The sequence below is a fragment of the Parapedobacter soli genome (assembly GCF_025460835.1).
GTDB lineage: Bacteria > Bacteroidota > Bacteroidia > Sphingobacteriales > Sphingobacteriaceae > Parapedobacter > Parapedobacter soli.
This window is the reverse complement of the sequence record NZ_JAMXAY010000009.1, coordinates 70,123-96,351: the sequence shown is the minus strand read 5'-3', so window position 1 is coordinate 96,351 and position 26,229 is coordinate 70,123. Positions and strand designations below refer to the sequence as shown.

Annotated in this window: 22 protein-coding genes; 17 read left to right on the top strand and 5 right to left on the bottom strand. The window is 51.7% G+C overall.

Features of this window, described 5'->3' with window-relative positions; genetic code table 11:
• The first annotated feature begins 50 nt into the window (after window positions 1-50).
• The 7 genes from NGM62_RS06160 (at window position 51) to NGM62_RS06130 (ending at window position 9,146) form a co-directional block, all read left to right on the top strand.
• Window positions 51-674, top strand: a complete 624-nt coding sequence (locus NGM62_RS06160) for a response regulator transcription factor (RefSeq protein WP_262246626.1) — start codon at window positions 51-53, stop codon at window positions 672-674.
• Between the two features lie 128 nt (window positions 675-802).
• The gene (locus NGM62_RS06155) at window positions 803-3,718 is read left to right on the top strand and encodes a sensor histidine kinase (RefSeq protein WP_262246625.1); all 2,916 of its coding nucleotides are present in this window, start codon (window positions 803-805) and stop codon (window positions 3,716-3,718) included.
• Window positions 3,719-3,757: 39 nt separating this feature from the next.
• Window positions 3,758-4,702, top strand: coding sequence for a hypothetical protein (locus NGM62_RS06150; protein WP_262246624.1), 945 nt, complete (start codon window positions 3,758-3,760; stop codon window positions 4,700-4,702).
• A 119-nt stretch (window positions 4,703-4,821) separates the two neighbouring features.
• Window positions 4,822-6,429 carry a peptide MFS transporter gene (locus NGM62_RS06145; protein WP_262246623.1) on the top strand — a complete coding sequence of 536 codons (1,608 nt, stop codon included), beginning with the start codon at window positions 4,822-4,824 and terminating at the stop codon, window positions 6,427-6,429.
• Window positions 6,430-6,539: 110 nt separating this feature from the next.
• Complete coding sequence (locus NGM62_RS06140) at window positions 6,540-7,277, top strand: polyprenol monophosphomannose synthase (RefSeq protein WP_262246622.1); 738 nt, start codon at window positions 6,540-6,542, stop codon at window positions 7,275-7,277.
• A 34-nt stretch (window positions 7,278-7,311) separates the two neighbouring features.
• Window positions 7,312-8,334 (top strand): Holliday junction branch migration DNA helicase RuvB, encoded by a 1,023-nt coding sequence (gene ruvB, locus NGM62_RS06135; RefSeq protein ID WP_262246621.1) that lies wholly within the window; start codon window positions 7,312-7,314, stop codon window positions 8,332-8,334.
• Between the two features lie 44 nt (window positions 8,335-8,378).
• Window positions 8,379-9,146 carry a hypothetical protein gene (locus tag NGM62_RS06130; RefSeq protein WP_262246620.1) on the top strand — a complete coding sequence of 256 codons (768 nt, stop codon included), beginning with the start codon at window positions 8,379-8,381 and terminating at the stop codon, window positions 9,144-9,146.
• A gap of 62 nt (window positions 9,147-9,208) precedes the next feature.
• On the opposite strand, the gene NGM62_RS06125 is transcribed toward NGM62_RS06130, so the two are convergent.
• Window positions 9,209-9,766, bottom strand: coding sequence for a hypothetical protein (locus NGM62_RS06125; protein ID WP_262246619.1), 558 nt, complete (start codon window positions 9,764-9,766; stop codon window positions 9,209-9,211).
• 106 nt (window positions 9,767-9,872) lie between these two features.
• Between NGM62_RS06125 and NGM62_RS06120 the strand changes: the two genes are divergently transcribed.
• Window positions 9,873-11,090 carry an NAD(P)/FAD-dependent oxidoreductase gene (locus tag NGM62_RS06120; RefSeq protein WP_262246618.1) on the top strand — a complete coding sequence of 406 codons (1,218 nt, stop codon included), beginning with the start codon at window positions 9,873-9,875 and terminating at the stop codon, window positions 11,088-11,090.
• 56 nt (window positions 11,091-11,146) lie between these two features.
• On the opposite strand, the gene xylA is transcribed toward NGM62_RS06120, so the two are convergent.
• Window positions 11,147-12,478, bottom strand: a complete 1,332-nt coding sequence (xylA, locus tag NGM62_RS06115; protein ID WP_262246617.1) for a xylose isomerase — start codon at window positions 12,476-12,478, stop codon at window positions 11,147-11,149.
• A gap of 35 nt (window positions 12,479-12,513) precedes the next feature.
• Window positions 12,514-14,010: a xylulokinase gene (locus NGM62_RS06110; RefSeq protein WP_262246616.1), complete on the bottom strand. Its 1,497-nt coding sequence runs from the start codon at window positions 14,008-14,010 to the stop codon at window positions 12,514-12,516.
• Between the two features lie 150 nt (window positions 14,011-14,160).
• Between NGM62_RS06110 and NGM62_RS06105 the strand changes: the two genes are divergently transcribed.
• The 3 genes from NGM62_RS06105 to NGM62_RS06095 all read left to right on the top strand — a co-directional run bounded on the left by NGM62_RS06105 (window position 14,161) and on the right by NGM62_RS06095 (window position 17,507).
• Complete coding sequence (locus NGM62_RS06105) at window positions 14,161-15,183, top strand: LacI family DNA-binding transcriptional regulator (protein ID WP_262246615.1); 1,023 nt, start codon at window positions 14,161-14,163, stop codon at window positions 15,181-15,183.
• 80 nt (window positions 15,184-15,263) lie between these two features.
• The gene (locus NGM62_RS06100) at window positions 15,264-16,574 is read left to right on the top strand and encodes a Gfo/Idh/MocA family protein (RefSeq protein ID WP_262246614.1); all 1,311 of its coding nucleotides are present in this window, start codon (window positions 15,264-15,266) and stop codon (window positions 16,572-16,574) included.
• 216 nt (window positions 16,575-16,790) lie between these two features.
• A complete protein-coding gene (locus NGM62_RS06095; RefSeq protein ID WP_262246613.1) occupies window positions 16,791-17,507 on the top strand; it encodes an MIP family channel protein in 717 nt (238 codons plus the stop codon).
• Between the two features lie 11 nt (window positions 17,508-17,518).
• Here the strand turns inward: NGM62_RS06095 and NGM62_RS06090 are convergent, their stop codons facing one another.
• The gene (locus NGM62_RS06090) at window positions 17,519-19,399 is read right to left on the bottom strand and encodes a TonB-dependent receptor plug domain-containing protein (protein ID WP_262246612.1); all 1,881 of its coding nucleotides are present in this window, start codon (window positions 19,397-19,399) and stop codon (window positions 17,519-17,521) included.
• A 63-nt stretch (window positions 19,400-19,462) separates the two neighbouring features.
• Here NGM62_RS06090 and NGM62_RS06085 point away from each other — a divergent pair, with 63 nt between their 5' ends.
• The 4 genes from NGM62_RS06085 to NGM62_RS06070 all read left to right on the top strand — a co-directional run bounded on the left by NGM62_RS06085 (window position 19,463) and on the right by NGM62_RS06070 (window position 22,607).
• Complete coding sequence (locus NGM62_RS06085; RefSeq protein WP_262246611.1) at window positions 19,463-20,938, top strand: aminotransferase-like domain-containing protein; 1,476 nt, start codon at window positions 19,463-19,465, stop codon at window positions 20,936-20,938.
• Window positions 20,939-21,032: 94 nt separating this feature from the next.
• Complete coding sequence (locus NGM62_RS06080; protein ID WP_262246610.1) at window positions 21,033-21,425, top strand: hypothetical protein; 393 nt, start codon at window positions 21,033-21,035, stop codon at window positions 21,423-21,425.
• Window positions 21,426-21,433: 8 nt separating this feature from the next.
• On the top strand, window positions 21,434-21,748 hold the full coding sequence (locus NGM62_RS06075) for a hypothetical protein (RefSeq protein ID WP_262246609.1): 315 nt from the start codon (window positions 21,434-21,436) through the stop codon (window positions 21,746-21,748).
• 82 nt (window positions 21,749-21,830) lie between these two features.
• Window positions 21,831-22,607, top strand: a complete 777-nt coding sequence (locus tag NGM62_RS06070) for a collagen-like protein (protein WP_262246608.1) — start codon at window positions 21,831-21,833, stop codon at window positions 22,605-22,607.
• A 20-nt stretch (window positions 22,608-22,627) separates the two neighbouring features.
• On the opposite strand, the gene NGM62_RS06065 is transcribed toward NGM62_RS06070, so the two are convergent.
• Window positions 22,628-23,575: a zinc dependent phospholipase C family protein gene (locus tag NGM62_RS06065; RefSeq protein WP_262246607.1), complete on the bottom strand. Its 948-nt coding sequence runs from the start codon at window positions 23,573-23,575 to the stop codon at window positions 22,628-22,630.
• 248 nt (window positions 23,576-23,823) lie between these two features.
• Here NGM62_RS06065 and NGM62_RS06060 point away from each other — a divergent pair, with 248 nt between their 5' ends.
• Complete coding sequence (locus tag NGM62_RS06060; RefSeq protein ID WP_262246606.1) at window positions 23,824-24,825, top strand: glycosyltransferase family protein; 1,002 nt, start codon at window positions 23,824-23,826, stop codon at window positions 24,823-24,825.
• Complete coding sequence (locus NGM62_RS06055; protein WP_262246605.1) at window positions 24,826-26,172, top strand: GH1 family beta-glucosidase; 1,347 nt, start codon at window positions 24,826-24,828, stop codon at window positions 26,170-26,172.
• The last annotated feature ends 57 nt before the right edge of the window (window positions 26,173-26,229 follow it).

Genomic DNA, 26,229 nt, shown 5'->3' with positions numbered 1-26,229 from the left:
CCCCCAAAGGGGGGAGCGGACGAGTGGGTTGGATGTGCTATCTTTGGCTTATGGTAACCATTGGAATTATCGAAGACGACACCAGCATCCGTGAGCTGTTAGCCCGGTTCTTTTCGAGCAACCACGGCTATCAGTGCGTGCTGGCAGCGGATTCCGTGGAGCAATTCATGCAACTGTGGTCGGTAGACACACGGATCGACGTGGTGCTGACGGACATTGGTCTGCCGGGCCTGTCGGGTATCCGGGGGGTGCCTCTCATCAAGAAACGGTGCCCCAGCTGCCAGGTTATCATGTTGACCATCTACGACAATGCCGAGAAAATTTTCCAGGCCTTGTGTGCGGGTGCGTCGGGTTACCTGCTCAAGCAAACGCCGCTCCCCGAAATCAAGCAAGCGGTGCAAACCCTGCTCGACGGGGGCTCGCCCATGTCGCCGGCCATCGCCCGTAAGGTGGTTGCCTACTTCCACCCAAAGAACACCACACAGTTGGTGCAGACGCTTACCCCACGGGAGACCCAGGTGGTGCAGGCCATCGAGGAGGGGCTGTCTAACAAGGAGGTCGCCATCCGGCTATCCATCGGTTTGGAAACGGTGAAGACCCATATTAAGAATATCTATAGCAAGCTCGAAGTGAATTCGCGCCACGCCCTGATTTCGCGCCGTGATTTTCCCTAGGAATACCCGTGCAAAACATTACCTTTGGTGTATAGTTAGTTAACGACCTGATCAGTCGACGCCAATGCGTAATGAACTATCCAATTAAATCGATGTTTCGCAGCGTATTATGTGGTTGTCTTTTGCTTATGGCTTTGCCGTGGATCGCCTACGCGCAGTCTTTCCGGCAGGTCGTACTCGATTTAGCGGAAGTATCGGGCATCATGGTGCACAATGTGGCCGAAGACAGCAAAGGGTTGATCTGGTTCAGTACCTATAACGGCCTTTTCCGATACGATGGACAGCAGACGATCCGCCTCACGGAATCTATCCGCAATCTGGGCTTCCGGGGTAATTTCCACAGTGTGCTCATCGATGATCGCGACCGTGTGTGGCTTCCGTCGGATAACAATATTGCCCTGCTCAATCCCGTCGACTGGACCCTCCATTTCCTTCCCGATTCGCTCACAGCCTACCTCACCGATACGCGCGTCACGGCAGTGAACCTGCTGGACCGGTCGGAAATAGCCGTTTGCTACGATAACGGGTACGTGATTATCAGTGAGGGAGGAGGCTTCCGAATGATTAAAGACCTCGCCGCTGCAACCCAACGCACGGGGTTGCGCCATGCTGCTACCGCGGTAGCCAAATGGCGCGGCCGTTATTGGCTGGCCGGGGCGGGCAAGTTGTTTTACCGGGCAATTGATGCCCATGTACACGATGCGGGTATCGTTCCCTTGGCAGATTGCCCCATGCGGGTCAATTGCCTGATCCCGTTGGATGATAAGCTCGTGTTCGACCAAGAGTCGCAGGGGATGTATGCGTATGACGGCCATGGCGTTTTCCGGATGGACGGCCCGGTTTCCGAGCTATTATCGGATATCGGATTTTATGAAATGACGTTTAATAGTACGTATTTGGCCGTTGCTTCCGTGGGCAATAATTTAAACCGTAGCGCGTATTATTTCCGTTTGGGGGCATTGTCAGCTGCTCCGTATGCAACCATCAATGGGCTATTCCCCGAAAGCTATCTCAATTCCATTCGATTCGGGCGGCGCGATGTGTTAATCGGGGCCGGCAGTATGGGGGTTGGCGTATTGTATCCCACCCTTGCCCAAATCAACGTTTATAATCCGCTGTTGCACACGGGCAACAGCAGTATGCGGGCCATCCACGTCTTTCCCGATGGTACGCTGTTTTGTTCGGGCTATGGAGGAACGGTGCTTGCCCAGCGCGATGGCAAGCAGCTGGCCTACAATAGCCAGTATGTGTACGTGGCATATCCGTTGGACGACCATACCCTGCTGTGCGGTTCCGACCGGCAAGGCTTGTTTCTGTATGATAAGCGAACCAACATATTCCGTCCGTACGGCACCATCAACGCCGACGGGATTCCGGGCTACGTGTCTGATTACCTGTATTCCATCGATCGGTTGGGCGAGCAGCTGGCATTGGGTACCCACCAGGGAGTACTCTTATTGGATATGCAGACCCGAGCGCTTGGTCCGCTGTGCGACAGCGCGGGGCGGCAAGTGGGTAAAAACAACTGGGTACGGAAGGTTGAATTTGTTGGAGATACGTTGTGGATGGCCACCAATAACGGCCTCTATACGCTCCATCACGGTGTTTATCAGCGGATTTTTCCGCGCGAACCGCAGTCCCGTTATGGTGTCTACGATTTCCAGCTTTTCCCCGGAAAAGGTGAAATATGGGTGGCAACAAATGGCAACGGATTGTTCTCCATCGATTATAACGGCCGGGCGACGGCGCATTTCGATAGTCAAACACAGCTGCATACGGATGTTGTTTTTAGCCTGTTATCCGCCGGAGACCTGTTGTTTGCCGGAACAGACAGGGGGCTGTTCGTTCGGACAGACAGCAATTTCCGTTTCTTGACGGTGGCCGACGGACTCGCGAGCCGGGAATTCAACCACGGTTCGGGCTTTTACGACCGCCAGTCGGGAAGCGTTTACGTGGGGGGGATAAATGGCATAACCGTGCTGCAACTGGATGCAATCAATAACATTCCGAAGCAGTCTGCACAACTCTGTTTTGGTGCCGCGGTGGTCTATAATGAAGCGTCAAGGCAAACGCGGCACCTCTACCATTTGCCGTATCAGCAAGAAGCCCGCCTCACCCTGCGCGCAAACGAAGAACTGCTTTCTGTCTATCCTGCTAAGCCGTTCGCCTACCGCGAACGGTATACGGTGGCCTACCGTATCGTCGGACTGGCAAACGACTGGCAGCGAATGGCCGATGGGCAGCTTGTTTCCTTGATTCGGGCTTCACCGGGCGACTATACCTTGCAGGTCCGTGCCGAAGGTGACGGGAATGGGGTGGAGGGAATCTCCCTGTATATCGAAAAGGAACCAGCATGGTATCAGACGCTACTCTTCAAGGTGGCCGTGGTATGCTTGGTGTTGGTAGGCGTATGGGTGTTTTTCCGTTATCGCGTTAAAACTATCAAATCCGAACAGCGGCTCCGCAACCAAATTGCCCGTGATCTACATGATGAAGTAGGGGGCACCTTGACGGGCATTTCTATCCGGGCTGATTTCATGCGACTTTCGATGCCCGATAAGATGGCGGCCGATTTGGTGAAGATCGCCGAATCAAGCCGCCATGCCATCAGTGCCATGAACGACATGGTGTGGTCTATCGATGCCCGGTTGGATAATGCAGCCGGGCTGGTGAGCCGTATCCGTGAAAGCACCAACCAACTGCTCGAACGGAGCAATATGGCAGTGAAATTTGATGTGGTGGGTGCCGATAAAGCCACAGCGATTCCGCAAACCGTGCGGCAGAATATATATCTCATAGCCAAAGAGGCGATTAATAATTGCTGTAAACATGCGTATGCAACCCAATTGGAGATTGGACTGCAATTCGCCCATAAGGAAATCCGTTTGACGATAGGTGACAACGGTGGGGGGTTTGATACGGCAAAGCAAGCGGATGGCCGGGGGCTCCGCAATATAGCCAGCCGTGCGGCAAAGATCAATGCGGTATATGCTATACGTTCAGACGGCGAGGGTACCCGCCTGGAACTGCATTGTTGTTTTTAACAGTTTGTATTTGATGGTCAGGATAGCTAAGTTTGCCCTATGGTAGATTCCACTACGGTGGCCCGGCAATGTTGGCGGATGGTTTGGGTAGCTGTTGTTGCAGTACTTAGCTTTCTTGCCTGCCCATGGCCCAGCGGGTCCGTATATGCCCAGGACGGCTTTCAGAAAATACAGTCGCTCGAAGACAGCTTGGCCATACTGGGGTACACCATGTACAACGAGCCCAGCGAACCCGAACGGTTGGACGCCAACTTCACGTTTATAAAAACATTGGTGGAGGCACTAAAGGTGCCCCATTCGTATGCATTCCCATTCGACTCGCTGGATATGGTCTCCATACTGGACGCACCAGACAATCGTTTCCGGATTTTTTCTTGGCATGTACAAATGAACGATGGCTCATACCTCTATTATGGAACCATCCAATTGAACACACCGGATGGCGAGCTGGCAATGTATCCGTTGTTGGACAAAACGTATGAGATTGCCGATCCGGAACAGGCTGTTACCACAACGGCCAACTGGTATGGTGCGCAGTATTACCGGATTGTGCCGCTCGGTGATGCATACATCTTGCTCGGCTGGAAGGGGCATACCCCTTACATCACGCAGAAAGTAATCGAGGTGCTCCGGTTTACGGAAAACAGTGCACAACTGGGCCAGGCCATCTTTAACTCCACCGACGGCGGCCTGCAAACGCGTGCCATTTACCGTTACAGTAGGAATGCAAGCATGTTCTTGGATTATGATACAGCGGAAAACCGTATTGTGTTTGATCATCTGGCTCCGGCCGACGAGCGGCAGCGGGGGCAGTATGAACAGTACGGGCCGGACTTGACGTACGATGCCTGGCAGTTGGACAATGGGCGGTTGCAGCTTGTTCAGGACGTGCCGTTGACCAATCCGGCCGATTCGGATGATAATCGATTTAATGATCCCAAAAAGCCGCAGGACCACCCCAGGAGTGGCCTTGATATGCAATGAATATGGGCTTGGTAGATGAATTAATTTTTCCCGATGCGGCAATGAAATCACAAAAAGTTTGTTTTATTTGCAAAATGGGCGCATGAATGACCCCGATTTTTAATACCTAATATCAAGATATGCAGCACGATCAGCACGATGAACAACTGACTAAACACCTCATTAAGAATGGTGTAGATACGCGGACTGTATTTGACCACCCTGTCGGACTATTTGTTTTGTTTTTTACAGAGATGTGGGAGCGGTTCAGCTACTACGGTATGCGGGCACTACTGACATTATTTTTGGTGTCAGAGATCGCAAGCGGGGGCTGGGAATGGACACGCGAGGACGCCATGAAGCTTTATGGATGGTATACCGGATTGGTGTACCTGACCCCCTTGATCGGTGGTTTTATTGCCGATCGGCTTACAGGTTACCGTAAGGCAGTGGTACTAGGGGCGTTGATCATGACCTTGGGACACGCCTCCATGGCGCTCGAAGGCGCAGGGTCATCGTTCTTTTACCTGGGGCTGGTGCTTATGATACTCGGGAATGGGCTTTTCAAGCCGAATATCTCGTCCATCGTGGGGCAGCTCTACCCGGATAACAGCAAGAAGAAGGATTCCGCTTATACTATTTTCTATATGGGTATCAACGCCGGCGCTTTCTTGGGGATGTTGCTTTGTGGGTACATCGGCGAAAAAGTAGGATGGCATTGGGGCTTTGGTTTAGCAGGGATTTTTATGTTTTTCGGCATGCTGCAGTTTTACTATGCGCAGCGCATTTTCGGTGTGCTGGGCGAGTCGCCCAAGGAAACCCAAGCGCGTGGAGTGTCGGTAGAAGCTACGGCGCAGGATGACGGGGAAGATGAAGGCGTGGAAGCGCCATCCAAACGTGTGGTGCGTGACAGGCTGATTGTCATTATTGTCCTTTCCCTATCCAGCATCTTTTTTTGGATGGCGTTTGAACAGGCAGGCGGGTCGATGTCGATATTCGCGAAGGATTATACCCAGCGGCTGCTTACAGGAAATGCGGCGGTAACTTTCAAATGGGTCGATGCGATATTAACCATATTCCCGCTGCTGATTGTTTCTTGGGTATTGTGGTCGCTCGCCAAAAAGATATTTTCAACATACCGGATTTCCATTTTGTTTACCGCAGCGAGTTTTGTGGTCATTTGGTGTTTGGGTATCTGGAAGATCAACCGCGAGTTTTACGCGCTGGAAACCGAAGTGGCGGCATCGTGGTTCCAGATATTGAATTCGTTCTTCATCATTACGCTGGCAACGCCGTTCAGCAAGATGTGGGAAAAGGTATTCAACCCTCCCGGGCCTATAAAATTCGCACTGGGATTGATTTTGTTGGGGGTTGGGTTTGCTGTTTTAGGGTACGGCAGTAAAGATATTCCCCAAGGGGCAGCCACGGCACAGGTGAGTATGATCTGGCTGATTTTGGCTTATTTTTTCCATACTTCGGGCGAACTTTGTATTTCGCCAGTGGGGCTCTCCTATGTGAGCAAGCTCTCGCCAAAGAAGTTTGTAGGGCTGATTTTCGGTGTATGGTTCGCGTGCAGCGCGGTGGCGAACTTCTTGGCAGGTATGTCGGGAAGCTTGATTGACCGCATCAGTGAAACATATTCGATTTCGACATTTTTCCTCATTTTCGCCGTACTGCCCGGTATTGCGGGGCTACTGCTTATCCTGTTTTCACCATTGTTGAAACGGATGATGCACGGCATCCACTAACTGGGTGTGGCGGGGCGAGTACCGTTACGGTGGGGTATCGCTGTAACGGTATTTTTGTGTTCAACTTTTACTTATAATACGTACCTTTACGTGAAAAAAATGGATCGGTAGTGTCAGATAGCATCGTCATCATCCCTACTTATAATGAAAAGGAAAACATTGAAAAAATTATCCGGAAAGTTTGTGCGCTGACGGAGGGTTTTCATGTGCTGGTGGTTGATGACGGGTCGCCCGATGGTACGGGGGCGATTGTAAGGCGCTTGCAGGATGAATTTGACGGCCGTGTCTTTTTGGAAGAAAGGAAAGGAAAATCCGGTCTCGGCACCGCATACATTCACGGGTTCCGGTGGTGCATTGCGAGGTCCTACCTGTATATCTTTGAAATGGATGCCGATTTCTCGCACAATCCGGATGACTTGCCACGGCTTCGGGATGCGTGTATAGCCGGAGCTGACATGGCTATCGGTTCGCGGTACATCAAGGGTGTCAATGTGGTAAACTGGCCCATGAGCAGGGTTTTGATGTCTTACTTTGCATCGGGTTATGTGCGATTGATTACTGGGATATCCATCCGTGATGCTACAGCGGGCTTTATATGTTATAAACGAGAGGTATTGGAAACCATACCGCTCCAAAGGATCCGGTTTGTGGGGTATGCGTTCCAGATTGAAATGAAATTTACGGCCATCAAGTATGGGTTTAAGGTGGTGGAAATTCCCATTATATTTACAGATCGCACCGAAGGCGTTTCCAAAATGAGTACGCGGATATTCCGGGAAGCCTTTTTCGGAGTTATACAGATGAAAGTAAGCAGTTGGTTCAGGAAGTATAAGCGCCCCTCCGTCTAATATCTGTTGTCTAGTGTCTAATGTCTAAAGAAGAATGAACGAGTATTTGGATCCCAATGCCGATAAGTTATCCAGCGCGGAGCGCGAGTTGGAGAAGGTGCTGCGTCCGCAGGCATTTGAAGATTTCACCGGTCAAAAGAAGATACTGGAAAACCTGAGTGTTTTCGTTCAGGCTGCCAAATTGCGCGGCGAGGCGCTGGACCACGTGTTGCTTCACGGTCCGCCGGGCTTGGGCAAAACCACGTTGTCTCATATTATCGCCAATGAGATGGGCTCCGGTATCAAGGTGACATCCGGGCCGGTACTGGATAAGCCGGGTGATCTAGCCGGGTTGCTCACCAACCTCGACGAGGGCGATGTGCTGTTCATCGACGAAATACACCGCCTTAGTCCGCTGGTAGAGGAATACCTCTACTCTGCGATGGAAGACTTCCGGATCGACATCATGCTCGAAACGGGTCCCAATGCCCGCTCGGTGCAGATTACGTTGAATCCGTTTACGTTGGTGGGGGCCACTACGCGCTCGGGGCTGCTCACGGCGCCGCTCCGTGCGCGCTTCGGCATCAATGCAAGGTTAGAATACTATGATGCCAAGCTGCTTACCACCATCGTGCTGCGGTCGGCTAGTATCCTCCGTACGCCCATTACCGACGAGGGAGCTTATGAAATAGCCCGTCGGAGCCGTGGCACGCCACGTATTGCGAATGCACTGCTCCGGCGTACGCGCGATTTTGCCCAGATCAAGGGCGATGGCAGAATCGACACACCCATTGCGCAATATGCGCTTAATGCACTCAATGTGGATGAACATGGCCTCGACGAAATGGACAACCGCATCCTGCTCACTATCATCGATAAATTCAAAGGCGGACCTGTGGGTGTCAAAACCATCGCAACGGCGGTAGGGGAGGACGAAGGAACCATTGAGGAGGTATACGAGCCTTTCCTTATCCAGGAGGGCTACCTGATGCGCACATCCCGCGGGCGGGAATGTACTGAATTGGCTTATAAGCATTTGGGGAAAATAAATAATGCAAAAGGCAACACACTTTTTTAAATGAAGCAGAAAAATGGTATAAGTATTGAGGGGATGTGAATATTATGAGAAGACTCTCCCTATTTGCGCTTTTATGTATCGCCTTTCCTTATCTTGGTTATTCCCAATTTGGCAATGAATCAGCTGTCCCGTATTTCCGGTATTCCGTGACCGGTGGAGTGGGAGTGAACCAATTGTATGGGGATTTGGATAAGCGGCAAGCAGGTGGTAGTGTTTATCTCCGGGGGAATTATTTCATTACGCATGGATTGAGTGTCGGGTTGGAATTGCAGGAAGGGCTACTACTAGGGAAAGATAGTATAGCGACAGACGGTGTCACAAGAAAGGCTACGAACTTATACCATGCGGCTATTCTGGGTATCCGTTTCCAACCGATTAAATTCCTGCAAGACGATCATTTGAGGCGCACCGAATACCGCGAGTCTGTTATTAAACGGACATTAAATAGTGTGTATATTGGTGCTGGTATAGGTGTGTTGCACAGCCTGCAATGGGATAAGCATCGCCCCGAAGGACTCGTGCCAACTCCAGATAACATGAGCGATTCGATACTTGTCAATAATGTACTGCCCGCCCACCAGGGCAGGAACCATGGTTTCAGCTATATTGTCAGCACCGACCTTGGTTTTGAGATTCCGCTTCATAGTTTGAAACCCAATTTGTTAGACTCTTATGTTTGGAATTTAGTGGTGAACGGCCAACTCAATTTCTCGCTAGACGATGAGCTGGATGGTTACAGTGGAACTTACGCTGGTAACGAACACCGGGATATTTACGGATTGTTTTCGATTGGTGTAAATCTAAGATTTTAAATGACCCCCAAAAACTATCGCCCTAGAGGCCGTTATTTGAGCTCCCGAAACGATGATTAAGTCTACATAAGCTTTTCCAATACCTTCTTTCCGCGGCTCTGTATAGCCGGTGAGCCATTGCGGAGCAGGAATTCAATTTGCTGCTTCAGCTCCTCCCGTATCCACTCGAATTCTTCACTGAAACTCAGTAGCACATCCATGCAGTTAGCCAGAACGGCAACGGGCGTGAGCGGATCGATAAGCCAATTGAAAACGGTTTCCACCAACATCTCGCGATCCGCCAAATGGATTACATTCTTGTAGGGTATCGGTGCCTTTGGATGTGTTAATCGCCGAAGGATATTCGTAAAGTGGCGCTGGCAACTCGGGTTTTTCTGGGTAGGCAGACGGACTAGGAAATTGCCGGCCACCGTCGAGAACCGATCCGGATGTTGAACAGCAATATATTCCAGCAGCCACGCGGCCCTGAACGCCAATCTGGGGTGATCCACCTCATAGCAAAGGTCGAGCAATTCGGCCATCGGAACATCGGGGTCGTCACCGAGCGCGCTTAAATCGGGCACCCTAATCTGGTTCTTATTATTGACGGTTAACCGGTCTTTGAGGGTTTGAATATCCATGGTGATTAAATCACCACAAAAATAAAGAAAAATGGTTAGCATGCTCTTGTGCAGCAGACCGAAACAATTCAGGCAGCATGCTGTTTATTGAGAAAATAACCGAAAAATGGATCTGCATTCCGGACTTCCTTATTGGCTGATAAAGAACCCACTTTTTAATTTCCATAATCCCTTGAAGGAACCGTTAACGGTTGATGTGGCCATTATCGGGTCGGGTATTACTGGTGCTTTGGTAGCGCATGAACTATGCGCGGCGGGTATTCCCTGTGCTGTATTCGACAAGCGGACCGTTGCTACCGGCAGCACAGCCGCCAGTACAGCCCAGTTGCAATACGAAATTGATGTGCCATTGTCAGACATGATCGGCAAAGTAGGCGAGGAAAACGCTGTCTGTGCGTATCAGGCAAGCTTGCAGTCGATAACGGATTTGGAACAGGTTTTTGAATCAACGGCAGTGCGTCCCAACTTCAGGCGGGTATCCAGCGTACTCCTTGCGAGCAATCGGCATGGCTTCCGTTTGCTTGAACGGGAATACGAGGTTCGTAAACGCCATGGCCTGCCCGTGTCATTTCTCGATGCCGACGCCTTATTCGCTACGCATCGGATCGCGGCACCGGCTGCACTTAAAAATAAAGCAGCCGCCCAAATGGATGGCTACCTTGCTGCCACCGGATTACTGAAATACCACATGAAGAAAAGTGACCTGAAGCTTTTTTCACACACAGAAATCAGCAGCTATCAGGAAAAAAGAGCAGGGTATGAATTGCTGACCAGCGATGGGATACTGATCAGATGCAAACATGTGGTCATTGCGGCTGGTTTTGAAGCAGGGCAATTTTTGCCTAAGCAGGTGATGCGCCTGGAATCGACCTATGCCTTGATTTCACAACCGGTAGACCCGGCAGAGCTTTGGCCCGAGCGAAGCCTGATTTGGGAAACGGCAACACCGTATTTCTACATGCGTACCACGTCAGACAACCGCATGATGATTGGCGGGGAAGATGTGCCGTTCAGGAACCCTGAGGCACGGGACCGGCTGTTGCGCTGGAAAATCAAGCGTTTGGAGCGGAAGTTCAATAAGGTCTATCCGGATATCCCCTTTGTGGTGGATATGGCTTGGTGTGGTACATTCAGCTCCACCCGAGATGGCTTGCCTTTCATTGGGCTCTGGCCAGGAAGGAAACGAATGCATTTCGCACTGGGATACGGTGGGAACGGTATCACGTTCAGTATGATCGCAGCACAGCTGATCAAAAATAAGCTTTTAGGAGTTAAGGATGAACGGGAAAAGGTGTTTGGTTTCAGTAGAATGGATAGCGTATAACTGACAATTGGTAACGAGTAGTTACCAACTGTCAATTATCAACTATAGATTACGAACTAAATATACCGGTTGACAATATTTTCGAACAATTCTTGTTTGCCGCTGATGGTTTCCGGCTCGCCGGATGCGGCGGCGATATCGCGCAAGTCTGCCAGCGATAGCTTGCCTTCTTCAAAGTCTTTCCCTTTACCGTTATCGAACGACGCATAGCGTTCCGTCCGAAGTTTCTTGTAGTCGGATTTAGTGAGGATATTGTCAGCTACAATGAGCGCACGGGCAAAGGTATCCGCACCACCGATGTGAGCATAGAAGAGGTCTGCCCGGTCGGTCGAATTGCGCCGTACCTTGGCGTCGAAGTTGATGCCCCCACCTGCAAAACCTCCGGCTTCGAGGATGATGAGCATACACTCCGCAAGCTCGTTGATATTGTTTGGGAACTGGTCGGTATCCCACCCGTTTTGGTAATCACCACGGTTGGCGTCCATCGATCCAAGTAAGCCTGCATCGGCAGCAACCTGGAGTTCATGCTGGAACGTATGGCCGGCCAGCGTCGCATGGTTCACTTCTAAATTCAGTTTGAAATCGTCCAACAGGTTGTATTCCCGAAGGAAACCGATTACTGTCGCGGCGTCATAGTCGTACTGGTGCTTGGTGGGCTCACAGGGCTTGGGTTCAATCAGAAACGTGCCCTTGAATCCTTGGCTCCGGGCATAATCCCGCGCACTGTGCAGCATCCGTGCAAGGTGTTCCTGCTCGCGCTTCATGTTGGTGTTCAATAATGACATGTACCCTTCGCGGCCACCCCAGAATACGTAATTCTCGCCGCCCAGGGCGATGGTGGCCTCAAGTGCAGCCTTGATTTGCGCGCCGGCGTGCGCTACCACGGCAAAATCCGGGTTGGTGGCAGCACCGTTCATATACCGTTTGTGGGTAAATAAATTGGCGGTGCCCCAAAGTAGCTTGACACCGCTGGCAGCCTGCTTTTCTTTGGCATACGCTACAAGCGCTTCAAGGCGCTTTTCGTTTTCGGCCACGTTGTCGCCATAGTCCACCACATCCACATCGTGGAAGCAGTAGTAGGGCATGCCTATTTTCGTGAAAAACTCGAATGCCGCATCCATCTTGTCTTTGGCGCGCTGGATGACATCGCTGCTCTTGTCCCATGGAAAAAGCAATGTCGGCCCGCCGAACGGATCGCTGCCATTTCCATTGAACGAATGCCAGTAGGCAACTGCGAACCGCAGGTGCTCTTCCATGGTTTTGCCGGCAATCACCCTGCCAGCATCATACCAACGGTAAGCCAATGGGTTGTCGGATTCGGGACCTTCATAGGCTATTTTCCCGACGCCTTTAAAATACTCGTTTTCGCCGATAATTACGTTTGACATATTCTTTATTTATTTCATTTATTTGTTTCCACTGATTACCGATTCATTTCTTCGGCCAATTGGTCATCCAAGAGTTGCTTCCACTCCCCATATAGCTCTTCATAATTCCCGAGTGCTTGCGGTTCTACCGTTTTCAGTAGCTCTTGATTGCTGAAAGCCTCGGCGGGCGATGCGAAGATGCCTGAGCCGATGCCTGCGCCCAACGCTGCCCCCACGCTGCCATCGCTGTTATAGAGCTCTACCGGCACACCGGTCACTTCCACGAAAATCTCCGTGAAGAGTTCGCTCAGGAACATGTTAGCCTGCCCGGCACGGATAACTGCTGGGTGCATGCCGTTTTCGCGCAGGATGTCGAGCCCATAGCGGAAGGCGTAGGCAATACCCTCTTGCGAAGCACGGAACACCTGTGAGCGCCCGTGGGCATTGAAATCAAGGTCCACGAAGCGTGCGCCGAGGATCTTGTTGTGGAGAAAGCGCTCTGCGCCGTTGCCGAATGGAAATATCTTGAGGCCGTTGCTGCCCGCACTTACGGCTTTGCCGAATGCGTTCATCTGCGCGTACGTGAGTCCGTGCCCGAAGTGTTCTTTCACCCACCGGTTTAAGATGCCGGTACCGTTGATACACAGCAGCACGCCCGTGCGTGGTGCTTCCGGGGCATAGTTGACATGGGCGAATGTATTGACGCGGGATGCCCGGTCATAGACGAGCTGGTCGCTCACTGCATAGATCACACCGGACGTACCCGCCGTGGCGGCCACTTCGCCGGGCTGCAGCACATTCAGAGAGAGCGCGTTGTTAGGTTGGTCGCCCGCCTTATATGATACGGGGATGCCCGGGCGGAGGCCAAGCTGTGCGGCAATGTCTTTCCGCAGCGTGCCGTGCTCGCCAAACAACGGCCTGATTTCGGGGAATATGGCCCCATCAAACCCAAAGTGGTTCAAAACCTCCTTGGAAATGCGATTATTCTTGAAATCCCAGAATATGCCCTCCGAAAGCGCCGATATACTCGTCGTAGTAGTACCGGTAAGCTTCATCGCGATATAGTCGCCGGGCAACATAATGTGATGGGCCTTTGCGTATACCTCCGGCTCATTGGCCTTCACCCAGGCCCATTTAGATGCCGTGAAGTTACCGGGCGAGTTAAGCAGGTGTTTGAGTGCAAATGACTCCCCGATGCCGGCAAAGGCAGTATCGCCGATTTCCACTGCCCGGCTATCGCACCAGATAATCGAATTACGGAGTACATTGCCATCTTTGTCGGTCACCACCAAGCCATGCATCTGGTAGGCAATGCCGATGGCACCGATATCGCGTACTTTGAATGTGGGGTCTGCAGTGAGCTGCTGTATAGCTGCCACCACCTGCTCCCACCACATATCGGGAGATTGCTCAGCCCAGCCCGGTACCATCGAAAGGATGTTGTTTTCGTGGTCTTCCGGATAACGGACCGCGGCCACGCAGGCCTGTGTGGCGGCATCCACCACCGATACTTTAATGGATGATGTGCCAATATCGACGCCTAGTAATAACATAATCGGAACTGATAAGTTTCATGGATAATGCTAACGTTGGCATAAAGGTAGATATTACTTTTTGAATTCCAAAATGTATCTCTATTTTTGTTGGGGTGCCCATATTTGAGTTTTCCTATTGGTACCATTTACCCTTTAATCGATACTTACTTGAAAAAAGTCACCATTTTAGATATAGCGAAGGAGCTCAATATTACCTTTTCTACCGTAGCGAGGGCACTCAACGATCACCCTGCGATCAGCGTAGCAACAAAAAAAGCGGTACGGGAAACCGCCGACCGGCTAGGCTACCGGCCCAATAAGGTGGCATCCTCACTGCGGTCTGGCAAAACCAAAATCATCGGTGTGTTAGTGCCCCGCCTCGACGTGAGCTTTTTCAGCTCGGTGGTTCATGGTATAGAAGGGGTGATGAACGAAAACGGCTACACCATATTACTATACCAATCGCAGGAGTCTATCAAACAGGAGAACCGTGGTATCGATACTTTCCTCCGCTCGCGGGTAGACGGTATCATCGCTTCCATATCGCTCGAAACGGAAGACGATGGCGGGTTTATGGAAATCAAAGAACGGAATATCCCATTGGCTTTTTTCGACAGGGTGCCGCTGGGGCTCGATGTGCCGTCTGTTACCATAGACGATTATAAGGGCGGGTTTATGGCCACAGAGCACCTCATCCAAGCGGGCTACCGTCGCATTGTCCATATCAACCAGTACCGCAATATCAATATTTTCAATGAGCGCTTGAGGGGTTACCTCGATGCATTGAAACAACATGGCTTGCCGATCGATGAGCGCCTGATCATCAAGGGCGACTTCTCTCTCGAATTCGGGCGTAGCTGTGTACGGGGCTTGTTGGAACAGGGTGTCGATTTCGACGCGGTATTCACTTTGGAGGATTTTACCGCTATGGGGGTAGTGCAGGAACTGAAGGCGGCAGGCAAGCGTATACCGGACGAAGTTGGGGTGGCTGGGTTCGCCAACGAAGCGTTCACCAGCTTGGTAAGCCCCACCATTTCCACGGTAGACCAGCGAACGGTAGAGATGGGCGAGGCAGTGGCGCACCTGTTTCTGAAGCTGCTTAAGAAAGGCGATTACTACAAACACAAACCGGAGAAGATCGTACTGGAGCCGAAGCTGCTTGTCCGCGAAAGCTCGGCTAGACGACATTGACGGTGGCTGCCGTGTTTCGATATAAATTTATATATTAGGGGCCGATTTTTAGGTGCTGAAAATACATTTTAAATACGATTATGATATTGAACACTTCGTGCTCCGGTAGCGGGGCTTCTCGCCGTACATTCCTGAAGAAAGCGGGAACCATGGCTGCCGTCATTCCACTAGCACACCGATTTGGTTTCGCAAATCCATTATCAGCAAGGAGAAAAACACTTAAAGTTGGCCTGATCGGTTGTGGCGGCCGTGGTACCGGGGCTGCTGCGCAGGCACTGCGGGCCGATCCCGACGTAGAGCTTGTGGCCATGGGCGATATTTATGAAGATCAGATTACCACGGCTTACAACGCGCTGATGAAGATCGAGCCATCCAAGGTGAAGGTAAAAGACAAACACAGATTTGTGGGCCTGGATGCGTACCAGAAAGTTATCGACGCCGGGGTGGATGTGGTCCTACTGGCCTCGCCGCCCGTATTCCGCCCGTTGCATTTGGAAGCGGCCGTAAATGCCGATAAACACATCTTCTGTGAGAAGCCGGTAGCAATCGATCCGCCCGGTGTCCGTAGGGTGCTGGAAGCCGTCCGTAAGTCGAAAGAGAAAGATCTAGCCGTTGTTTCCGGATTCTGTTTCCGTTATGCCAACCCCAACCGGGCCGTATTTGGGAGGGTGCGCGAGGGGGCCATAGGCGACGTTGTATCGCTGTCGTCATTCCGGTATGGAGGCGATTTAAGTCTGAAGCCGCGGCAGGCCGGATGGTCGGACCTCGATTTCCAGTTGCGTAATTGGTTCTATTATAACTGGATGTCGGGTGATTTGGTTATTGAGCAGGCGGTGCATAGCCTAGACATGATGGCGTGGGTGATGGGCGACATCCACCCTGAAAAGGCCATCGGTAGCGGTGGCCGGCAGGTACGGATTGAAAAAGAAAAAGGGAATGTGTTCGATCACTTCGCAGTGGAACTGACCTATCCCGGCGACATCAAAGGCTATCATTTCGCACGACAGCAAACAGGCGTTGCCAACCGGAATAGTGTCGATGTCGTTGGAACAAGTGGCAAGATGGCGGTCGAGATCGGCAGCCGGTATGAGATCCTTGGCACCGACCCGTGGAAATATAACGGACCCAACAATAATATGTACCAAACGGAACACGACGAGCTGTTTGCTTCCATCCGATCAGGTAATCCCATCAACGATGGCGATTGGATGACCAATAGCACCATGGTGGCGATATTGGCCACGTTGGCTGCCTATAGCGGTGCCGAAGTGACCTGGGAACGCGCGTTGAACTCGAACATCACACTCGGCCCAAAGCCCGAGGAATTCCGGTTGGATATGGGACCACTGGATATCCCCGTGGCAATGCCGGGAACCGGCCTGGTTATTTGATAAGACTTCTGAGCTGTTGACAATATGTTAATCGCTGCTTAATTGTGACATAATAACGAGTGGATACCTTTGCTTCAATAAAAAGAAGTAATGTTCATTTTGTTAGGTTTGGTTAAATGGAGAAGCCCTGCTGTGAAGTGGGGCTTTTTTTTATTGTAAAAATAATGTTGTTTTAGATAAAGCTATTATCTTTGAGCGAACCAACTTATAAGAATCATGGAAATTAAAACTTCAACAAAGTTCGTGGCTGAATTGATTGGCACCTTTGGTTTGGTGTTGTTCGGCTGCGGGGCCGCTGCTGTTGCGGGGCTAGACACAGTAGCCGGCCTTTCGGGCGTAGGCCTTTTGGGTATCGCATTGGCGTTTGGCCTGTCGGTAGTGGTGTTTGCCTATGGCATTGGCGGCATCACGGGTTGCCACATCAATCCGGCTGTAACCGTCGGTATGCTCGTAAACGGCAAGATTTCCGTTAGTGATGCCATTACCTACATCGTTGCTCAGCTTATCGGTGCATTGCTGGGGGCATTTGTGTTGCAGCAGATACTAAGCGGACAGCTAGCGGGATTCACACCGGGTGAGTGGGCTTACGGCGCTAACGGATGGGGCGAGGGCTACCAGAATGAATACGGTACCGGAGCCGCATTTTTGACCGAATCGGTGTTGACGTTTCTTTTCCTGTTTGTCATATTCGGCGCTACTTCCAAATGGGGCAACAGCACGATGGCTGGACTCGCCATCGGCCTTACCTTGGTGCTTATCCATTTAGTTGCCATCCCGATTACCGGTACTTCGGTCAACCCCGCACGTAGTTTCGGCCCGGCCATATTGGCTGGCGGGGCGGCACTGAGCCAACTATGGCTGTTCTTTGCTGCGCCGATCGTTGGGGCCATCGTAGCAGCCATCGTATGGCGGTTGCTGGAAAAGAAAGAGTGACGTACAGCTGTTCAGTCCGCGATCCCGTATTTAATACCGAGGCCGAACCACCGGCCGGGCATGGGCACTGCTGCGGCCTCGATATAGGTCACGTCGAAGATGTTTTTGACGTCTAAATAGAGGGATGCAGCATGGAATCGGTAACTGATTCGGGCATCGCCGACGAAATAACTTTTATAGCTAATACGCTCGTTAAACCGTGCCGCGGCGGTGGCCGATAGGCTGCCAGCCGAGAGCTGGAGGTTGGCCACGATTTGGTGGCGTAAGCTCTCAATTACGTATTTGGAGAGGAAGCCGGCGTTGTTACTGTCGTCGAATGTGGGCGACAGCCACGTATAGGCAAGCCCGGCCAACCATTTTACTCCCGACTGGGGGGCAGACATCCGGTAATTGGCCGAGAAGGAGAGCCCATGTGTGCGGTTCTGTTGGAAATTGTGCGGCTGCCAGGGGTCATCCTCAGATAACCGCACCCAATCAATAAAATCGTTCATGTTCCGGTAGAAGTAGCTTAAATGAGCTATGGTTCGATTATCTGCGTACTTGACGCCGCCCTCAGCATGCCAGGAGTTTTCCGATTGCAATACCGGGTTGCCGATATTGCCCGGACGCTGGTCGAGGTAGAGGTCGGTGAATGAAGGGATGCGTTGGCCCATACCGGTGTGGGCTACTAATTTCCAGTGCTCGCTGAGCTGATAACCCAGGTCGATGCCGGGGAATAGCTGCCAGCCGTAGTCCGAGTTGTAATTGATATAAGCACCGGCATTGAGTAACACCCGCTTTATCTCTTCGGTTTTAAACTCCGCATAGAGCCCGAAGTTGCTGCGGTCATGGTTGCCGATATTGCTGCTGCGGATGATTTCGTTGCGCATTTCCAGACCGATACCGATATCGCCTGCTCCGGTTTGGAGTGTTGCATTTACCTCGGTATTGATGGCGTGGCTATGATGCTGGCTCCGTGCACGGCTCAGGTCATGGCGGAAGTAGCGGTAGTCGTCGTAACCGTAACGGTAACTCACCTGTGGTGATAGTGAAAGACGGTCTGCCAATTGGCTGCGGTACCCAATGGCTGCCAGTATGTTTTGGACGATCTCCCGCGATTCCTTGTCGCCCGGTGCCGCATAAAAGCCGTTGGCACCAAATCCGTTGGAAACATAACCACCCATGATTGACAGGACATCTTTACCACCGGTGGGTACCTCTCCTTGATAAAACACCTTGTTGTTCCGGAATGGGGTGTTGTAGCGGTAACCATTGCCCGATTCGTGGCTCCCGTAAATGGAATGGCGGCCGGCTTTGCTTGCCAGCGTTGCCCCCAGTTGCACGCCCCGGCCATTGAAAAGTGCATTGTTGTTTGCCGTATCCCGTTTAAACCCCGAGCCCACGTAGATATTTCCAGATATGCCCGACTCCGCCGGCTTCCGTGTCACGATATTGATGGCTCCTGTAAGGCTATTGATGCCATAGATACGTGCGGCGGGGCCGCGGATGATCTCAATGCGTTCAATCGCATCGGTAGGTATGGGTAGGTTGAGGCTGTTGTGGGCCGTTTGGGCGTCCAACACCTTCACACCATTCACTAGAATAAGGGTCTGCTCAAAGCTCCCCCCGTCTATGCTTACATCTGCCTGCGTGCCGAATGGCCCGCGCTGGCGGAGGTCCACGCCACCCACATGGCTGAGCAGCTCATTGATCGATTGGGCGGGCATGGCATCAATCTGCTGCCGATCGATGACCTGTATGTTACGGTTCTGCTTGTCGAAAGGCAGCTGCATCCGGTTTTCGGTGATGACCACTTCCCCGAGCGGTATCGCCTTCGTATCCTCCTGGGCGAGGGCAGGCCCACACCCTAATAACCCTAAAATTACGGCGGTCTTTTTTAGATATTGTGTCATTCGATTGATTTTTTGCAAAAGTCGTAACTTGCCGGCACATCAAGAGGTGCCAGTTTTTATTTTATGGATAGTCCGGTTTTAGTACCTTACCCCAGTTTCATCCAGGTAGACCGCAAGGCTACCACGCCCGTTTACCTGCAAGTGGCCCATCAGCTCATCAACGCCATCCAACGCGGATACCTGATGGATGGCCACAAATTACCGGGCAGCCGACAACTAGCCAGCTTGCTGGGTATGCATCGCAATACGATTGTGGCCAGTTACGCGGAGCTGGAGGCGCAGGGATGGATTGAAATCCAGCCAAGCCGCGGTGCATTTGTCCGAAACGGGATGCGGCAGAAACCCACGAGACTCAACGGCGGACGTGATCTGGCGGGGTACCCGCCGCAGACGGGGTTTTCGTTTAAGAAATGGAACGTGCTGGATAATCCGTTTGACGATGCTCCCGCTAGTCTAGCCTTTGACGATGGGCTCCCCGACCCGCGGCTATCGCACGTCGGGTATCTTTCGCGCCTGCTCCACACCAATATGAAGCGCAGGAGCAACCGGGCCAAACTGGGTTACAGCAACCCGCTAGGTAGCGCATACTACCGGGCAAATCTGGTGAACTTTCTTAACCTCACGCGGGGGTTGCATATTGCCGAGAAGAACATCCTGATAACCCGCAGTCTTGAGCTGAGCGTCTACATTGTGGCCGAGACATTGCTTTCCCCCGGCGACTGTGTCGTGGTGGGCGACCTCAGTTATTTTGCAACGAACATGATTTTTCAGAAAGCTGGAGCTACCGTCCTCACGGTTCCAGTTGACGAACAAGGGCTTGACGTAGATGCCATCCGCCGGCTTTGTCTGCATCGGCCCATCCGGATGCTTTACCTTACCCCCCACCACCATTACCCCACCACCGTCACGCTCAGTGCCCGGCGGAGGGTTGAACTGTTGGAACTCTCCGCTGCTTATGGATTTATCATTTTGGAAGATGATTACGATTACGATTTCCATTACGATGGGAGTCCTCTTTTGCCAATGGCAAGCGCAGATACAGGGGGGATGGTGGTCTATGTAGGTACATTTGGTAAGTCGATGGCTCCGGGATTCCGGTCGGGCTTCATTGTGGCGCCAGCACCGCTGATTACCGAAATGGATAAGCTCCTGGGCATCATCGATCGTTATGGCGATACACTCACTGAAGCAGCACTTGGCGAAATGATTGCCGACGGAGAAATCCACCGTTACCTGAAAAAAGCCGTCAATGAATACAAGGGACGGCGCGATCATTTAGTGAGATTGCTGAGCGATCGGATGGGCAATCGCGTTCACACCATCGTACCGACGGGCGGCTTGGCGCTATGGACCACATGGTCGCCCTGCTACAACCTCATGCAACTCCGGAAAACCTGCATGCAGCGTGGGCTGTACCTGCCTCGCTATCTCCTGTACCAGTCAAAAATCCACAGCGGCATACGGTTGGGGTTTGGCAGCCTGTCGCTCGATGAACTTACCCAAGCGGTCGAGATTATGGCTGAAGCCACAGGTGAGTAACCATACAGTAGAATACACCAAAATAGGTATTGTCAATCGCATCGGTTGTTTATTTCTTTGTATGAAATCTATTATTTAATGAAACTAACGAATTATGAAGATCTTCAAATCCATGATGGTTGTTCTGGGGTTAGTCACACTCACGTTAGCCGGTTGTAAAGAGGGCGATATAGGCCCTATTGGACCACAGGGTGAACAGGGGGTTAAGGGCGACAAAGGCGATAAAGGAGATAAAGGCGATAAAGGAGACCGGGGAGCGACAGGTGCTACCGGAGCGAAAGGAGATAAAGGAGATTTGGAGCTACTGGTCCGCGTGGTGCTACGGGCGCCACCGGTCCACAAGGGCCTGCCGGTCCGCGTGGTGCTACGGGCCCAAAAGGCGACAAAGGGGACGATGGGAACGCTAATGTGGTGCTTTATGAGTTCGGCTCGCATACCTTCACGAATGGGTTGGACCTTGACTTGTTGGTATCCAGAGCGCTCGTAGACAATAGCATGGTCTTGGTATACTATAACCCAATCCCCGAAGCCGCGACGGCCTGGTTTGCCTCCCCTGGGCTGGGATCATCCGGTAATTACCAAACGCGGTATTTTATTTATCAAGTAGGTGTATCGCCCAGTAGTGTTTATCGACTCGGCATCCGGGCGCTTCGGCCTGATGGCAGCAATGTGTACGGTCTTCCGCTCACGTTTCGAAAAATCAGGGTGATATTCGCTGAAGCGTCAACTGTTCTTTCCGCCCAGGCAAGTGGGCAGCTGGATTTGGAAAATTACGAATCGGTCAAGCAAGCTTTGCGCATCGGCAACTGAAAGGTTGGTTAACACCGTTTCTCGTAGGGCTATCATGATATTTAGTCAATTACGCGATGTTTAGTCAATTAAATTTACAATTATGAACTTTAAACAGATTTTACTTTTCGCTATGAGTACCGTGGCGATCAGTTTGTATTCCTGTAAGGAAGGAGACGTGGGTCCCATGGGACCACAAGGTGAACAAGGGGTACGAGGTGACAAAGGTGACAAAGGAGACAAAGGAGACAAAGGAGACAAAGGTGACAAAGGTGACAAAGGTGACAAAGGAGATAAGGGTGATACGGGTGCCACCGGAGCGCGTGGAGCTACGGGTGCCACAGGTGCTACCGGCCCACAAGGCCCCGCGGGACCCCGTGGTGCCACAGGCGCTACCGGTCCACAAGGCCCAGCGGGACCCCGTGGTGCAACAGGTGCTACCGGTCCACAGGGGCCAGCTGGTACAGCCAACGTCATCTATAGCGATTGGATGTCGTTCCAACAGTCACAGCGCGATACGATCATTGATGGTACGAACCTAAAGGTAAACCATATCCCTGTGCCAAGGCTGACTCAAACAATTATCGATAGGGGGGTGATACAGGTGTACATGCGCTTTCTTACTAGTGTGTTTCCCTTGCCATATACCGGTGATGCCGGGTCAGGAAACAGACCGAGTACGGTCAGTTTTGTCCCGAAGCCCGGGGTACTTTACATTACACGGTATACGCATGACAATAGCACAGGTAGCGCAGGTATAGGATGGGGCTCGGTACAATTCCGATATGTGTTAATCCCAGGTGGTGTCAGTGCCACCATGGGTAATGTTGACCTACGGAACTATAACGCCGTCAAAGCTGCATTTAATATCGTTGATTGATGGCGCTCGGAGGGACAGGGTCAATGCCATTCCTCCCTACCCAATGGTTTCTGGTCTGCTGCAGGCGCTGGGACGGTGCCGGGCGTGGGCGACTCCGGCGGTAAGTGCCGGATATCGGGCTGCCCGGCATCTACCCAAGCAGAATACCAGAAACTGCCGATAGCGTGGATGGCACCCCGCATCCGCCGCTCCACCATGCCACTCAACGCTTCGTGGTACGCCCTTGAATAATCGTCGGAGTACGTCCGGATGAGCACATTATTCCGGGTGATATAACCATATTTCCGGTCGGCAGGGAACCGATTGCTCAACGCAGCTTCGAGAGCCAATACCGAATCTACCAAGGCGTGGCTTTCCTGCACGATACGCCACGCCTCATCAACGGGCGATTCGATATAACGTGCACGGCCCACAAAGAAATCGTACCCCTCAGAAAAAAGTTCCGGTAAACGGCTTTCCCAAAATGCATGGATCCCGATCTGGTTGGTCTGCTGCCCGTTGTAATTGCTGGTGGTATGCAGCGGGACGTGCGCATCGGCGAGGTAGTGGCCGATGTCCGCCGAGTGGCGCAATAGCCGGTGGAAATCCAGCTCACTGAATGCCCGGACCAGTGCGTAGTAACTGCGGTTGATCTGCCAAGGGAGAACGCCCCGTGCCAGCAGCCGGCGCTCACTGAATTTCTCCACGGCAGCCGTCCAGTGGATGGGGATGCTGTCGAACGGATGGGCCCCGTATTCGTCGGCGTCGATGAAGTGCCGGGGCGACTCAGCTGTATCCACATAGCAGCGCTTATCGGCATCTACCGCATGCTCGGTGATGTAGTCCACATGATTTTTGTAAAACCTCGATACGTCAGTAGGTAACGTAAAAACAGCCATGCGGTTAATCAGCTTGTGCGCATGGAAACCCCATGAGGAAAGCAAAACAACCGCTACGATGGCGATTGGAAATAGGCAGATGCGACCCATGTGCTAAAGTTACATGTTAAACCGAGAGATTACAAACTATTGATGTGTTTTTAACGAAGACGTAATACGAAAGTCGCTCTTTTGCTTTCAAGGGTATAAATCATCATTGCAATGAGGTACGTATTAAATTGGTTAATGGGTTTGAAAATCCGTATTTTTTCCCGTTTTTTGGTTTCAGCGTTTAGACGTTGACAGTGGGTTAAGTGTATAGCGTCTGTTGTCTAGCGTCTGACGTCTAATAGTTATACATGAAAATCCTCTATGCAGTTCAGGGTACGGGCAATGGCCATCTGAGCCGGGCAATGGACGTGGTGCCTTGCCTCCAGCAGCGAGCCTCCGTGGATGTACTGGTAAGCGGCATCCAAGCGGATCTGGAGCTCCCATTCCCGGTGAAATACCGCATGCATGGCCTCAGCTTCATCTTCGGCAAAAAAGGTGGAGTGGATTTGTGGAAGACCTTCATGAGCTCTACGGTACGCCGGCTCATCCACGAGGTGAATACCGTGCCGATTGAAAATTACGATTTGATAATCAATGATTTCGAGCCTATTTCAGCTTGGGCATGTCACACGCGCGACAAGGAATGTATCGGTCTCAGCCACCAAGCTGGTGCCATGGACGCGCAGGCACCAAAACCGAAGGAGCAGGATATGCTGGGCAAATTTATCATGCGAAATTATGCACCCGCTACGGTAAACTATGGCTTTCACTTTAAAGCGTACAACCATCGGATATTCACACCGGTAATCCGCCGGCAGGTGAGGCAGCTTGATGTGTCTGACCAAGGGCATTATACCGTGTACCTGCCGGCTTACGACGATGCAAGGCTGTTGAAAGAGCTGATGCGTTTTCCCGATATCCAATGGGAAGTGTTTTCAAAGCACAACAAAACACCATTCGAAATGCGGAACGTACGCGTACAACCCATCGCTAATGAGCGGTTCATCCAAAGTATGGCGACGTCCGCAGGGGTGTTATGCGGCGCTGGGTTCGAAACACCTGCAGAAGCGTTGTTCATGAAAAAGAAGCTGTTGGTTATCCCCATGAAAAACCAATATGAACAACATCTCAATGCGGCTGCGCTTGAGGAGATGGGCGTGCCCGTAATCAAGAACCTTAAAGCCAAAAACGACGTTGCTATCGAAACATGGCTAAATAGCAAGCATACTGTCACGGTGGATTATCCTGATTGCACCCAGGCTATCGTCGACAAGCTATTGGAAACCCACATACCAAAAGTGTTGGGATAGATGGTAAAAGCAGACTTCGGTTCCGATTTTCAATGGGGAGTGTCAAGCGCGGCTTTTCAGACGGAGGGTGCTTGGAATATCCACGGTAAGGGACCATCGATTTGGGATACCTTTACACGGCGGAAGGGGAAAATCAAAAACGGACATCATGCGGATGTAGCGAGTGATTTCTATCATCGCTACCAGGAGGATATCGCGTTCGTAAAGAAACTGCATATTCCGAATTTTCGATTTTCCGTTTCTTGGCCCCGCATTTTGCCTGCCGGCATCGGCAGCCCCAACACAAAGGGACTGGATTTCTACGACCGTTTGGTAGACTGTTGCCTGCAACATGAGGTTGATCCTTGGGTTACCTTATACCACTGGGATCTGCCACAGGCTCTCCAGGATAAGGGGGGGTGGACAAATCGAGATGTGTTATCCTGGATGGAAGAATTTGCTGCTCTGGTTGCAGGCCGTATCCGCGATAGGGTGAAGCATTGGATGGTGCTTAACGAACCAACCGTATTTACCGGAGCCGGGTATTTCTTTGGCGTGCACGCCCCAGGATTAACGGGTTTACGGAATTTTTTTCCTGCCGCCCACCATGCGGCATTGGCCATGGGGCGGGTGGGTCGGCTGTTGCGCTCGGAAGTCCCGGATGCTGCCGTGGGCAGTACCTTCTCCTGCTCTGGTATTCATCCTGCCACTAACCGCCGCCGTGATGTGGAAGCTGCGAAACGGGCAGATGCCTTGATCAATCGGCTGTTTATCGAGCCTGTATTGGGAATAGGGTACCCCGTGATGGATTTGAAGGCATTGAAAGGTATCGAAAAATACATGCAAGCGGGTGACGATAGCTTATTGCCTTTCGATTTTGATTTTATCGGTATCCAGAACTATACACGTGAAGTAGTTAGGCATTCCTATTTTGTGCCTTACTTGAAAGCAAGGATATGCTCGGCAAAAAGCCGGGGTGCCCGGCCCATTACCGATATGGGTTGGGAGGTATACCCCGAATCCATTTACGACATGATCAAAAAATTTGGGGCGTATCCGAACGTTCCCAAAATCTATGTCACCGAGAACGGTTCCGCATTCCCCGATACCGTTGCAAACGGTGAGGTGGCAGATCTGCAGCGCTTGAAATACCTGCAATCGCATCTCGCCCAAGTGTTGCGAGCCAAGCAGGAAGGGCTCAATGTACATGGGTATTTCGTGTGGACGCTCACCGATAACTTCGAGTGGGCAGAAGGTTACGATGCCCGATTCGGTTTGGTGCATGTCGACTTCCAAACGCAGCAGCGTATCGTGAAAGCATCAGGGAAGTGGTATGGCACATTCCTCGACGACCAACCTGCCACCTAATCCAATCGGTCGTCGGTGTCAAATCGACGTATATCCGGTCTGAAAATACCTACTAAT

Coding starts and splice junctions, on each gene's coding strand:
- NGM62_RS06160 (WP_262246626.1), top strand. CDS start 51: ATGGTAACCATTGGAATTATCGAAGACGACACCAGCATCCGTGAGCTG.
- NGM62_RS06155 (WP_262246625.1), top strand. CDS start 803: ATGGCTTTGCCGTGGATCGCCTACGCGCAGTCTTTCCGGCAGGTCGTA.
- NGM62_RS06150 (WP_262246624.1), top strand. CDS start 3,758: ATGGTAGATTCCACTACGGTGGCCCGGCAATGTTGGCGGATGGTTTGG.
- NGM62_RS06145 (WP_262246623.1), top strand. CDS start 4,822: ATGCAGCACGATCAGCACGATGAACAACTGACTAAACACCTCATTAAG.
- ruvB (WP_262246621.1), top strand. CDS start 7,312: ATGAACGAGTATTTGGATCCCAATGCCGATAAGTTATCCAGCGCGGAG.
- NGM62_RS06130 (WP_262246620.1), top strand. CDS start 8,379: ATGAGAAGACTCTCCCTATTTGCGCTTTTATGTATCGCCTTTCCTTAT.
- NGM62_RS06125 (WP_262246619.1), bottom strand. CDS start 9,766: ATGGATATTCAAACCCTCAAAGACCGGTTAACCGTCAATAATAAGAAC.
- NGM62_RS06120 (WP_262246618.1), top strand. CDS start 9,873: ATGGATCTGCATTCCGGACTTCCTTATTGGCTGATAAAGAACCCACTT.
- xylA (WP_262246617.1), bottom strand. CDS start 12,478: ATGTCAAACGTAATTATCGGCGAAAACGAGTATTTTAAAGGCGTCGGG.
- NGM62_RS06110 (WP_262246616.1), bottom strand. CDS start 14,010: ATGTTATTACTAGGCGTCGATATTGGCACATCATCCATTAAAGTATCG.
- NGM62_RS06100 (WP_262246614.1), top strand. CDS start 15,264: ATGATATTGAACACTTCGTGCTCCGGTAGCGGGGCTTCTCGCCGTACA.
- NGM62_RS06095 (WP_262246613.1), top strand. CDS start 16,791: ATGGAAATTAAAACTTCAACAAAGTTCGTGGCTGAATTGATTGGCACC.
- NGM62_RS06090 (WP_262246612.1), bottom strand. CDS start 19,399: ATGACACAATATCTAAAAAAGACCGCCGTAATTTTAGGGTTATTAGGG.
- NGM62_RS06085 (WP_262246611.1), top strand. CDS start 19,463: ATGGATAGTCCGGTTTTAGTACCTTACCCCAGTTTCATCCAGGTAGAC.
- NGM62_RS06080 (WP_262246610.1), top strand. CDS start 21,033: ATGAAGATCTTCAAATCCATGATGGTTGTTCTGGGGTTAGTCACACTC.
- NGM62_RS06075 (WP_262246609.1), top strand. CDS start 21,434: ATGGTCTTGGTATACTATAACCCAATCCCCGAAGCCGCGACGGCCTGG.
- NGM62_RS06070 (WP_262246608.1), top strand. CDS start 21,831: ATGAACTTTAAACAGATTTTACTTTTCGCTATGAGTACCGTGGCGATC.
- NGM62_RS06065 (WP_262246607.1), bottom strand. CDS start 23,575: ATGGGTCGCATCTGCCTATTTCCAATCGCCATCGTAGCGGTTGTTTTG.
- NGM62_RS06060 (WP_262246606.1), top strand. CDS start 23,824: ATGAAAATCCTCTATGCAGTTCAGGGTACGGGCAATGGCCATCTGAGC.
- NGM62_RS06055 (WP_262246605.1), top strand. CDS start 24,826: ATGGTAAAAGCAGACTTCGGTTCCGATTTTCAATGGGGAGTGTCAAGC.